This is a genomic window from Microtetraspora niveoalba (genome assembly GCF_001570405.1).
GTDB lineage: Bacteria > Actinomycetota > Actinomycetes > Streptosporangiales > Streptosporangiaceae > Microtetraspora > Microtetraspora niveoalba.
The window spans coordinates 70,103-82,205 of the sequence record NZ_BBYM01000050.1 but is presented as its reverse complement, the minus strand read 5'-3'; the positions used below and the strand labels follow the sequence as shown (position 1 = coordinate 82,205).

10 protein-coding genes are annotated in these 12,103 nt (G+C 72.3%); 8 read left to right on the top strand and 2 right to left on the bottom strand.

Going from position 1 to position 12,103, the window contains the following annotated elements; translation table 11 throughout:
* The 8 genes from AWQ70_RS34700 to AWQ70_RS34665 all read left to right on the top strand — a co-directional run.
* The coding region (locus AWQ70_RS34700) for a transposase (protein WP_174552452.1) at positions 1-360 on the top strand (360 nt) is incomplete at its 5' end.
* A 543-nt stretch (positions 361-903) separates the two neighbouring features.
* A complete protein-coding gene (locus AWQ70_RS34695) occupies positions 904-1,119 on the top strand; it encodes an EF-hand domain-containing protein (protein WP_067185992.1) in 216 nt (71 codons plus the stop codon).
* 452 nt (positions 1,120-1,571) lie between these two features.
* On the top strand, positions 1,572-2,489 hold the full coding sequence (locus tag AWQ70_RS41775; protein ID WP_245647295.1) for a helix-turn-helix domain-containing protein: 918 nt from the start codon (positions 1,572-1,574) through the stop codon (positions 2,487-2,489).
* Positions 2,490-2,800: 311 nt separating this feature from the next.
* Positions 2,801-3,967 carry a homogentisate 1,2-dioxygenase gene (locus tag AWQ70_RS34685; RefSeq protein WP_067185990.1) on the top strand — a complete coding sequence of 389 codons (1,167 nt, stop codon included), beginning with the start codon at positions 2,801-2,803 and terminating at the stop codon, positions 3,965-3,967.
* 45 nt (positions 3,968-4,012) lie between these two features.
* On the top strand, positions 4,013-5,227 hold the full coding sequence (gene fahA / locus AWQ70_RS34680; RefSeq protein WP_067185988.1) for a fumarylacetoacetase: 1,215 nt from the start codon (positions 4,013-4,015) through the stop codon (positions 5,225-5,227).
* A gap of 348 nt (positions 5,228-5,575) precedes the next feature.
* Complete coding sequence (locus AWQ70_RS34675) at positions 5,576-6,859, top strand: L,D-transpeptidase (RefSeq protein ID WP_067185986.1); 1,284 nt, start codon at positions 5,576-5,578, stop codon at positions 6,857-6,859.
* A 52-nt stretch (positions 6,860-6,911) separates the two neighbouring features.
* Entirely contained in the window at positions 6,912-7,343 is a 432-nt protein-coding gene (locus AWQ70_RS34670) for an NfeD family protein (RefSeq protein ID WP_067185984.1), read from the top strand.
* A gap of 14 nt (positions 7,344-7,357) precedes the next feature.
* Positions 7,358-8,455 carry an SPFH domain-containing protein gene (locus AWQ70_RS34665; protein WP_067185982.1) on the top strand — a complete coding sequence of 366 codons (1,098 nt, stop codon included), beginning with the start codon at positions 7,358-7,360 and terminating at the stop codon, positions 8,453-8,455.
* 182 nt (positions 8,456-8,637) lie between these two features.
* On the opposite strand, the gene AWQ70_RS34660 is transcribed toward AWQ70_RS34665, so the two are convergent.
* Complete coding sequence (locus AWQ70_RS34660) at positions 8,638-10,233, bottom strand: GTPase (RefSeq protein ID WP_067185980.1); 1,596 nt, start codon at positions 10,231-10,233, stop codon at positions 8,638-8,640.
* Positions 10,230-12,002 carry a GTPase family protein gene (locus tag AWQ70_RS34655; RefSeq protein WP_174552451.1) on the bottom strand — a complete coding sequence of 591 codons (1,773 nt, stop codon included), beginning with the start codon at positions 12,000-12,002 and terminating at the stop codon, positions 10,230-10,232. Before AWQ70_RS34655 ends, AWQ70_RS34660 begins: the two co-directional genes overlap by 4 nt.
* Positions 12,003-12,103: the final 101 nt, after the last annotated feature.

Genomic DNA, 12,103 nt, shown 5'->3' with positions numbered 1-12,103 from the left:
GCCACCATGCTCGGCCGCCAGTTCCCGCCCGTGGAGCAGATGCTGCTCGAGGCCGCCGACGACATCACCGCCTTCGCCGACTTCCCCTCCCAGCACTGGAAGAAGATCTGGTCGACCAATCCCCTGGAACGGCTCAACCGGGAGATCAAACGCCGATCCGACGTCGTCGGGGTCTTCCCCAACCCCGCAGCCCTCGCCCGCCTAGCAGGCGCGGTGCTGGCCGAACATCACGATGAATGGCAGGTCAGCGACCGCCGCTACCTCTCGGAGGGATCGATGGCCCAACTCGCCGCACCGACCAGCGAGCCGAGCGGAGATATGAGCGAACCGCTGGCGCCGACCGCGCTGGCCGCGTCATAGTCACAACGTTCCGATACAACTCGCCGACCTCACATGATCGGCTGGAGTTACACCATTCAGCGGGACGTGACCGCTCTCACAGGCCCGACGAGGTCGTCGAGCCTCTGCACGACGTTTCCCCGCGGTGACCGATGAGGTCGAGGACCGGAGCGGTGCCAAAGGGAGAGCTCAGCACCCGCCGGGGCCGACGGCGTCCATCAGGTGGGCGGAGCGTGCGGGCCGCATCACCGACCGGGCCCCTGAGGCCCACGACCTCTTACAAAAGAAGGAGCTGATTACCCGCCGCGGCCCATGTGGCCTTCACCCGATGGGGAGCGTGCGGACCGCATCGCTGGCCGGGCTCCTGAGGACAACGACCTCTTCGTCACAGCCGCAAACGACCAGGGGTGCGCGACACAGGCGCAGTACTTCGCGACACCGGCGCAGTACTTGCCGCAAAACGGCACTGGTGGTGACTTATCCGGCTATCGTGCTGCTCGCCAACCTGAACCCATAGCCGGGGACGCTCTCGGACTCCGACGAGCCGCCGGGCGAGGAGAAGACATGAGCGAGTACGCGGCGACGTTCGACCTCGTGGACAGCGACGACGACGGCCTGATCTCGGCCGGCGAGCTGGTGCGCCTCATGGAGGTGCTCGGCGAGCGGATCACCGAGGAGGGCGCCCAGGGTGTGATCGCCAAGGTCGACACCGACGGTGACGGGCTGATCAACCTCGACGAGTTCGGCGCCTGGCTCCAGAGCGGCCGCCCGCTCGCCTGACGGTCCACGCCGGGCCACAGCGTCTTCCCCGACGCTCTCGCCGAGTATCCCCGGCCGCCTCACGGCGGCGCGGCCGGCAGTTCGACTCTCGGGGGGCGTGACGTCGGCCTCCGGCGGGCCGCCAGTTCACCCCTCAGGGGCCCAGGACATCGCTCTTCGGCGCCCGGCAGTTCACCTCCTCGGGGAGCGTGACGTCATCACCGGCGACCAGCAGGTTCGCCGCCCTCGGGGGCATGACGTCGCCCTCCGGCGGGCCAGCAGTTCACCCCCTCAGGGGCGTGACGTCGCCCTCCAACGGGTCGGCAGTTCGCCCTTCGGGAGGCCGTGACGTCGCTCTCCTGCGACCGGCAGTGCGCCAGGCGCGTGCCTCGCGGCGTCGCCCTCCGGCGGGGCCGGCCACGAACGCGTCGTCCACTCCGCACTGGTGTCATCGAGGCGGCGATAATCGCAGCATGGCGGCGGAATCGGCACAGACGCTGGAGCGAGGGCTGCGGCTGTTGCGGCTGCTGGCCGACGGGAACCGGGGGCGCACCCCCACTGAGCTGGCTCAGGAGCTCGGGCTGAGCCGTCCCGTCGTCTACCGGCTGCTCACCACGTTGCAGAACGAGGGTTTCGCCCGGCGTGACGCGGAGGGCCGGGTCCATCTCGGCTTCGGGGTGCTCGTGATGGCCCAGGCCGTGCAACCCCTGCTGCGCGCGGCGGCGCTTCCCGCGCTGCGCGCGCTGGCCGAGCAGGTCGGGGCCACCGCCCATCTGACCGTCGCGGAGGGCGAGGACGGCGTCGCCGTCGCCGTGGTCGAGCCCTCGTGGACCGACATGCATCTCTCCTATCGGGAGGGCTCCCGCCATCCGCTCACGCGTGGAGCCGCCGGGCTCGCCATCCTCGCCCTCCGCGAGGAGACGAGGCGCGGCCATGCGGCCACGCCCGCCGGTTCCCGGCTCCCCGGTGAGAAGGCACGACCGGCGAACGCGGCCGCGTCGGGAACTACGACGACGGGGAGGGCGGCGTCGCCCACGAAAGAAGCGGCTCCGGGCGAGGAAGCGGCCCCTCATGGGAAGGCAGTGCCGGGCGGGCAGACGGCACTCAGTGAGAGAGCGGTGCCGGGCCGGCAGACGGCCCCCTACGGCAAGCCGGCGCCGGACGAGCAGGCGGCGGGCGAGGAGGCGGCGGGCGAGGAGGCGGCGCGGCCGTTCCTGGTCACCGAGGGCCAGTTGCAGGAGGGCGCGCGGGGCATCGCCGTACCCGTCCGGGGCCTTCCGTGGCTGGAGGCGTCCGTAGGCGTCGTGACCTTCGGCATGCTCGACATCGATACGGTCGGCCCCCGCGTGGCCGAAGCCGCCCGCGACCTGGCCCGCACCCTCGCCCGGTAACGCCCTGGTGACGCATCCCGTGACGCCGCGGCCGAGGGTGCATGGGCTTATCCGGACGAACGACCGTCCGGCATACCCGGCGACGCCGACGCCTGGCCAGGGCCGACGCCAACGCCAGGGCCGGGGCCAACGCCGGGGCTGACGCCGGGGTCGGGATCGGGGTCGTCGGCACGTTCGCGCGGGCAGAGCTTCCCGCCATGCCTGAACAAATCATCTCTTTGTGGTCCGAAGGGTTTGACATCTCTGCGGCGATGGCGGATCGTCGTACGTATAGAGGACATCGACGTCCGCATTCCGTACGCGGAGGACCAATGCCGTACTACCGTGTCGTGGGCGAAGTGCCACGCAAGCGCCATGTCCAGTTCCGCCGTCCGGATGGTGGGCTCTACGCGGAAGAGCTCATGGGTGAGGAGGGCTTCTCGTCCGACTCCTCGCTCCTCTACCACCGCCACCTGCCGACGGCGATCGTGAAGGCGGAGGCCGTCGACCTCGCCGCTCCCGACCTCACGCCCAACCTGCCGCTCTCTCCGCGGCACTTCAGAACCCCGGATCTCACCCCCACCGGAGACCTCATCACCGGGCGGCAACCGCTCGCCGGGAACTCCGACGTCCGCATCTCGTACGTCGCGACCGACAGGCCCAGCGACCTCTACCGCAACTCCATGGGCGACGAGTGCGTCTACATCGCGAGCGGCCGGGCCCGCTTCGAGTCGACGTACGGCGTGCTGGAGGCGGCCGAGGGGGACTACGTCGTCATCCCGACCGGGACGATCCACCGGTGGGTTCCGGAGGGCCGGCTCACCGCGCTGGTCGTCGAGGCGGCCGGGCACATCCGCCCGCCCCGGCGCTACCTGTCCGCGTACGGCCAGTTCCTTGAGCACGCGCCGTACTGCGAGCGCGATCTGCGCGCGCCCTCCGAGCCGCTGGTCGTGGACGGCGGGGAGACGCAGGTGCTCGTGCGGACCCGTCGCGGGCTCACCCGGCTGACCTACGCCCACCACCCCTTCGACGTCGTCGGCTGGGACGGCTGCCTCTACCCGTACGCGTTCAACATCCAGGACTTCGAGCCGATCGTGAAGCGGACGCACGCGCCGCCCCCGGTCCACCAGACGTTCGAGGGCCCGGGCTTCGTGATCTGCTCGTTCTGCCCCCGGCCGCTGGACTTCCATCCCGACGCGGTGCCGATCCCGTACAACCACCACAACGTCGACTCCGACGAGCTGATGTTCTACGTCGGCGGCGACTACAGCGCGCGGCGAGGCTCCGGCATCGACGTCGGGTCGATCTCGCTGCACCCGGCCGGGTTCACGCACGGGCCGCAGCCGGGCGCCGTCGAGGCCGTCGTCGACGCCGTACGGCGCGGCCACTCGGAGACGAGCGAGATGGCCGTGATGATCGACACGTTCCGCCCGCTCGACCTGGGCGCGGCCGCCCTCGCCTGCGAGGATCCGGCGTACGCCTGGACGTGGGCCCGCTGACCGGCCCCTGACAACGGCCGCATGTGACTGACCGAGAGGACGACGGTGACGCGAAGCTGGGTGCCGGGAGCGGACGAGTCGCTCTTCGGCCTGGACAACCTGCCCTACGGCGTTTTCTCACGCCCGGGAGAGCCGCCCCGGGTCGGCGTGCGCGTGGGCGACCATGTGCTCGACCTCGCGCCCGTGCTGCACGACGAGGTGTTCGCCGCTCCCAGCCTCAACCCCTTCCTCGCCAGGGGCCGTACGGCATGGCAGGGGACGCGCGCCCGCCTGCGCACCCTCCTCGCCGACGGGCGGGTCCGCGACCGCGCCGCCGACGGCCCCACCGACGAAGGAAGCAGCGGGAGCGCGGGGAACCGGGCCGCGGTCGAGCCGCACCTGATCCCGCTCGACCAGGTCACGATGCATCTGCCGGTCGAGGTGGCCGACTACGTGGACTTCTACGCCTCGCTGGAGCACGCGTCCAACCTCGGGCGCATCTTCCGGCCGGACGAGGAGCCGCTGAAGCCCAACTGGCGGCACCTCCCCGTCGGCTATCACGGGCGCGCGGGAACGGTCGTCGTCTCCGGCACCCCGATCAGGCGGCCGTGCGGGCAGCGGATGCCGGGGCCGTCGTTCGGCCCCTCGGCGCGGCTCGACATCGAGGCCGAGCTCGGGTTCGTGGTGGGCGCGCCGACTCGGCTCGGCGATCGGGCGGGGGCGTTCGAGGACCATGTCTTCGGCGTCACCCTGCTCAACGACTGGAGCGCGCGGGACATCCAGGCGTGGGAGTACGTGCCGCTCGGCCCGTTCCTCGGCAAGTCGTTCGCGACGTCCGTCTCGCCGTGGATCACACCGCTGGAGGCCCTGCACGGCGCGCGGGTCGCCGGCCGCGAGCAGGACCCGGCGCCGATGGACTACCTGCGCAGGGACGCGCCGTGGGGCCTCGACCTCACGCTGCGCGTCGAGCTGAACGGCGAGACGATCTCGACCCCGTCGTACCGGGACATGTACTGGACGCCCGACCAGATGCTCGCCCACATGACGGTGAACGGCGCGTCGCTGCGCACGGGTGACCTCTTCGCCAGCGGGACGATCTCCAGCGAGGGCGCGTTCGGCTCGCTCATCGAAGTGACCTGGAACGGCGCCGAACCGATCAAACTGGCCGATGGCACCACGCGCGCCTTCCTGGAGGACGGCGACACGGTGACGATCAGCGCCGTGGCGCCGGGCGGGATCGGGCTCGGGGAGGTCACCGGGAGGATCACTCCGGCCACGTAGAGTACCTATACTGCTACGGAGTGCCAGGAAGACGTCCCGTGGCTCCCTCGCCATGGTGAGGGAGCACCCGGGGCGCCCCGGTGGAACGGCACAGCCGCGAGGAGCCGCACAGGCCGGCCGCGGCGAGCCGGGAAGGTCCACGGCACCTGGATCGGGCACCGAGGAGGCAGGCAGCGGATGCGGTTCGCAGCATGGGCGACGGCTCTCCTCCCGGCGGCCCCTCCGCACTCGGCCGCCACCGCGCACCCGAACGCTCCGCTTCTGGCATCCACCGCACGCCGGACCGGCCCCGGGCCCACCGCCCCGAGGCGTACCGGCGGGCCGGACGCGGCGGGCGGCGGGGGGCGGATGACCGCGGCGTTGTCGGCGGCGGTGCTGCTCGTCGCCTCCGGCTGCTCGGACGTGACCGCCCCGGCCGCCGAACGGCCGCACGACACGCCACGCATCACGATGTCCCCGGCGCCCGACGCGACCGCGGCCCGGCCGGACAAGGGCCTGGTCGTCACCGCGCAGGGCGGCACGCTGACCGCCCTCACCGCGTACGCGGGCGGCGTCGCCGTGCCGGGCAGGTTCAACGCCACCCGCACCGTGTGGCGGTCCGACTGGGCGCTGGCGCCCGACACCGAGTACGTCGTGACCGCCGCGGCGGGCGGGCTGGGCGGGTCCACCCGGCTGATGGGCCGGTTCCGCACCCTGCGCCCGCGGCGATCGCTCGACATCCTCGCCGTCACGCCGAACGACCACGAGACCGTCGGCGTGGGGATGCCGATCATCGTGACCTTCGACCAGCCCGTCCAGGACCGCAAGGCGGTCGAGCGGGCCCTGGAGGTGCGCGCGACACCGCTCGCCACCCCCGCCGCGTACGGCGAGCACGGCGCCACCGCGTACTCGAAGGCCTACAGCGGGCCGGTGGACGGCGCGTGGCACTGGTTCGACGGCACTCAGGTGGTGTTCCGCACCAGGAAGCTGTGGCCGGCCCGGCAGAGTGTCGTCCTCACCGCCCACCTCGCGGGCGTGCGCTCCGCCCCCGGCACGTACGGCACGGCGGACCGGACGGTCTCGTTCGCGGTCGGGCGGCGCATGGTCAGCACGGTGGACACCCGTACGCACCGGATGGTGGTGCGCCGGGACGGCGAGGTCGCCCAGCGCATGGCCATCAGCGCGGGCATGGCCACGACCAGGGAGTACACGACCACCAGCGGCGTCCACCTGACGATGGAGAAGGGCAACCCGGTCCGCATGATCTCGCCGGGGCGGTCCAAGGGCGATCCCGGGTATTACGACGTGATGATCGGGCACGCGGTGCGGATTTCCAACAGCGGGGAATACGTCCACGCGAAGAACAACGTGTGGGCCCAGGGACGGGCCAACGTGAGCCACGGCTGCGTGAACGCCCGCCCCGACCAGGCCGCCTGGTTCTACGACAACGCGCTGCGCGGTGATCCCGTCGTCGTCACGGGAACCGACCGCGAGCTGGAATGGAACAACGGCTGGGGCTTCTGGCAGCTTTCCTGGTACGAGTGGATCAAGGGCAGCGCGCTCCGCGCCCCCGGCCCGACGCGCGCGTTCATCCTCCCGGCCCCACCCGCGAATCTTGAAATATCACGTGACGCCCATACAGAGTTAACGTAAAAGAAGGAACCCCTGCGAAACGGGATCCGTTTATCGCTATGGAGGCGAAAAAATGGACTCGTGGATCATTTGGCTCATCCTGGCCGCCGGCCTGGGAGTGGCCGAGATCTTCACGCTGACCGCCGCCCTGGGGCTCGTCGCGGTCGCGGCGCTGCTCACGGCGGGCGTCGCCGCCATCGGGTTCCCCATCGGCATCCAGCTCGTCGTCTTCATCGCCGCCTCCGTCGCCGGACTCGCCGGAGTCCGCCCGATCGCCCGCCGACACATGACGCAGTCGCCCTCCCGCCAGTTCGGGGTCTCCGCGCTCGTCGGCCGGCCCGCCTACGTGACCCAGGAGGTCACCGGCCGGGACGGCCGGGTGCGCATCGGCGGCGAGGAGTGGTCGGCCCGCGCCTACGACGAGACCCTCGTCATCCCACCGGGCGCCACGGTGGACGTCATCGAGATCGAGGGAGCGACCGCCCTCGTCTACCCACGGGATTGAGTGCAGGAGTGAGCATGGATCCATCCCTGATCGCGGGAATCGTCGTCGCCCTGCTGGTGGTCTTCGTCGTGCTGCGATCCGTCCGGATCGTCCCGCAGGCCCGCGCGGGCAACGTGGAGCGGCTCGGCCGGTACAACAGGACGCTGGGGCCCGGCCTGAACTTCGTGATCCCCTTCGTGGACCGGGTGCGGCCACTGATCGATCTGCGCGAGCAGGTGGTCTCGTTCAAGCCGCAGCCGGTGATCACTGAGGACAACCTGGTCGTCGACATCGACACCGTGCTCTACTTCCAGGTCACCGACCCGCGCGCCGCGGCGTACGAGATCGCGAACTTCATCCAGGGTGTGGAGCAGCTCACCGTGACCACCCTGCGCAACGTGGTCGGCGGCATGGACCTGGAGAAGACGCTGACCTCGCGTGACACGATCAACAGCCAGCTTCGCGGCGTGCTCGACGAGGCGACCGGCAAGTGGGGCATCCGGGTCAACCGCGTCGAGATCAAGGCGATCGACCCGCCCAAGACCATCAAGGAGGCGATGGAGAAGCAGATGCGCGCCGAGCGGGACAAGCGCGCGGCGATCCTCACCGCCGAAGGTCTGCGGCAGTCGCAGATCCTCACCGCCGAGGGCGAGAAGCAGAGCGCGATCCTGCGGGCCGAGGGCGAGCGCACCTCCCAGATCCTCAAGGCCGAGGGGCAGGCGCAGGCGATCGACGAGGTCTTCCAGGCGGTCCACCGCAACGACCCCGACCCGAAGATGCTCGCGTACCAGTACCTCCAGGTCCTCCCGCAGCTCGCGAACGGCCAGGGCAACACGTTCTGGGTGATCCCGAGCGAGGTCACGTCCGCGCTGCAGGGCGTCTCCAGGGCGTTCACCGAGGCGCTGCCCCGCTCGGCGGCGACCCGCGCCCCCGAGGAGCGCGCGTATGAGCGCGCCGCGGGGACCGAGGCCGTCGCGGAGGCCGAACGCGCCGCCGCGGAGGCGAAGGCCGAGGCCGAGGACAGCGAGACCACCGGTCGTCCTCGCCAGATCGAGACGGCGAAGAACCCGCTGCCCGATCCACTGGACGCGGTCCGCAAGCAGGCCGACGGCGCCATCGACCCTGAACGCTGACCGACCGCCCGGCTCCCCCGGCCCCGGGGGAGACCGGGAGAACAGGCGGTCCGGCCGTTCCCCGGGAACAAGGCCCCGGGAACAGGGCCCCGGGGAGCAAGGCCCCGGGGAACCCGGAACGGGCGGCCCGCCGATCTCGCCGCCCACCGATCTCGGCCCGGCCCGGGAAGCCGGAGAACGGGTCAGCGTGAGCGCGCGATCCTGACGCGATCGGCGAAACGGCGATAGCGGTCCAGTTCCTCGTTCACCGGCGCGATCACCAGGCGCCGGGCGACGTCGGCGATGCTCACGCGCAGGGCGCGGGCGGCCCGGCGCGCCCGGCGCCTGCTGCCCAGCCAGGCGACCAGCCGGCACACCAGGGCGACGATCACCCCGGCGACCGCCCCTCCGACCAGCAGCGCGGTCGGCCACGGCACGTCGCCCTCCTTCGGCGTGGGCGGCGCGGGCAACATGAGCGCGGCGACGGCGAACAGCGCGAGCAGCCAGGCCGCCCCGGCCACCAGCACGGCGAAAACCAGCCACTGCAGCACGCCCACGACCCGCCACCAGCGCGGCCGCCGCGACGCGCCGAGCGAGGTCCAGGCCACCGCCATGTCGATCTGGTCCCCCAGCTCACCGACGTGCGAGCGGGCCGCGTGCCGGACGGCCGCCGCCCACGGCTCGGGCATCCCCCGGGCGGCCTCCGCGCCCACCTCGCGGATCGCGGTGTCCACCTGCGAACGCTGGATGGCGGTCGCCGCGGGCACCGAGGTCCGCCCCGGCGTACGGGCGACGCCTCCGATGTGGAGCCGCCGGAGCGGATCGGGACGCAGTCGCCGCAACCAGCGCGTCACCGGCCACCCCGTGGCCGCGACGGCCCGGTGCCGGTGCGCCTTGGCCACCGCCTCGACGACCAGCGGCACGGCCGCGGCCTCTTCCAGCGCGTCGACCAGCGGCTCGTCCGCCTCGTCCAGGGCGGCCGCCTCTGGTGGGGCCTCGTCCGACCCGGCGAGCGCGGTCGCCGCCGCCGCCGCGTCCGCGGCCAGTCGCGACGCCCACGCCGTACGGCGGGACACCAGGATGGACAGCGCCTCGCGCAGCTCGGGCAGCCCCTCGCCGGTCACCGCCGACGCCCCCACCACCCGTACGCCGGACAGGCCGTCGGCGGCGAGGAGCGAGCGCAGATCCGACAGGCAGCGGTCCACCGCGGGACGCGGCAGCCGGTCGATCTGGTTGAGCACGACGAGCATGACGTCCCGGTGCCGGGAGAGCGGCCGGAGGTACCGCTCGTGGACGGCCGCGTCCGCGTACTTCTGCGGGTCGAGCACCCACACGAGCAGGTCCACGACGGCGACGAGGCGATCGACCTCGAGCCGGTGCGTCAGCTCGATGGAGTCGTGGTCCGGCAGGTCGAGCAGGATGAGCCCGGAGAGGTCACGGCCGTCCACGGAGTGCCGCCGTGGGACGTCGAGCCAGTCGAGGAGCGGCCCCGCCCCTCCCGCGTCCCAGAGCGCCGCCTGGGCCTGCGAGGTCATCGGCCGGGTCACCCCCACGTCGGCGAGCGGCGTGCCGGCCAGCGCGTTGAACAGGGACGACTTCCCGCTGCCCGTCGCCCCGGCGAGGGCGACCGCGGTGTGCGCGACCGAGAGACCGCTTCGCGTGCCCGCCCGGGACACCACGGCCCTGGCCCGCTCCACCAGGGGGTGTCCGAGCCGTCCCTCCGCCAGATCGGCGGCCTCGGCGAGTGCGGCGAGCCGGTCGTCCAGGGGGAGGCCGGCCTTCTTCCGCCTCAGCTTCACCGCGTACCGCCGGAGGGCCCGCCGTCGCCGCCGTGCGGGACCGGCGCGACCGGGAGCTCCCGTTTCCGCTCCTCCACGGCTTGCGCGGCGGCCCGCAGCTTCGCGGAGGTCTCCTCGTCCGGGCCGAGGCCGTCGAGCAGGCCGGTGAAGCGGGCCAGCTCTTCGTCGAGGACGAGGCGGACGCGCCGGCGCAGGGCCTGGCGCGCCTCGTAGGTCAGGATGCGTACCGCCTGGTCGCCGAAGATGGCCTCGAGCAGTTTCTGGCTCAGCACGCTGGTGCCGCCCGCGATGCCGATCTCGATGCCGGTGATGCCGCCGGTGGACGCGAAGACGCCGAACATGAGCAGCAGGCCGAGGCCGTTCACGCCGAAGGAGGCCGTCCTGGCCGCGAGCCGCTTGTCCGCGCCCTCGCTGCGGACCAGGTCGAGGACCTCTCCCTGCCAGGCGCGCACCTCGGCTCCGGCCCTGGAGCGCAGCTCGGACGAGGCGCGGCCGAGCCGTCCGGCGGTGGCGACGCCCGCGCGTTCGAGCAGGTCACGGCCCGCGGGCATGGCCAGCCACGACTCCACGGCGCGTTCGGCGGCGCCTTCGGCCGAGGAGCGGATCAGGGACTCGATGCCGGTCTCCAGCGCGACCCGGAGCCGGCGGTCGGGGGCGGGCCGTCCCCTGACGAAGGCGACGACGCGGTCGCGCACCCAGCCGACGCGGGACTCCAGTGCCCTCATCAGGTCGCCGGTGCCGATGAAGTCCTGCCAGCGGGCCAGCACCTCGCCCCTGAGCAGCGAACCGTCGCGCATCCCCTCGTCGAAGGCCGACATCGCCGAGTCGTACGCCTTCTCGGCGACGTCGCGCAGGGCCGCTATGCCCTCCCGCTGCCGGTCGACGTGCGAGGCGAGCACGGGCACCCGGGCGACGAGGCTGTCCAGGGCGCCGGACAACGTCTGGCGCACCACCTGGGCGCGGGAGCGCGCGTCGGCGGACAGTTCGGCCAGCCATCGCGTGACGGGCCGTACGGCTTCCGCGGGCAACCTGGCCCGCTCCGAGGGGAGGACCAGCTCGGGGATCCCGAAGAGGGGGGTGCCGGCCAGCCCGTTCTCCCGGAGCAGGCGCTCCAGGTCGGCGGTGATGGGGGTCATCGCCTCGGACGGAACCCGCTGCAGGATGATCGCCAGGGCGGTGCTGCGCTCCCGGGCGCTGCGCAGGAAGCTCCACGGCACCTCGTCGGCGTAGCGGGCCGCCGTGGTGACGAACAGCCACAGGTCGGCGGCGGCGAGGAGCTGCGCGGCGAGCTCGCGGTTGGCGGTGACGACCGAGTCGATGTCCGGGGCGTCGAGCAGCGCCAGCCCCGGCGACAGGGAGTCCACCACGGCCACCTTCAGCGTGCCCGGCTCTCCCGGGCCCGGTCCGGTGACCCTGGGCAGTCCGGGCAGCACGCGGCCGGACATGAACCAGTCCGCGTCCTCGCGACCGGCCACGAGGGTGGGCGCGAGGGTGGTCGGCCGGAGCACGCCGGGTTCGGTGACGTCGGTCTGGACGATGGAGTTGACCAGGGTGGACTTGCCCGCGCCGGTGGATCCGCCGACGACCGCCAGGAGGGGCGCGTCGATGGCGGCCAGCCGGGGCAGCAGGTAGTCGTCGAGCTGCCCGGTCATCCCCTTGAGCGCGCGCCGGTCCGCCGCGACGTCCCCGATCTCCAGAGGGAACAGGTCGTGGTCGAGCTGGCGTCGCAGCACTCCGAGGGCTTCGAGCAGCCCCGTACCGCCCGGCATACCCACGGACCTTCCCGCACCGGCCTCCACTAAATGCCGAAATACAGGAACTTTCTTATACAAAGCACCACAAACGATGATTTATGGAGGTTTTGCGGTCT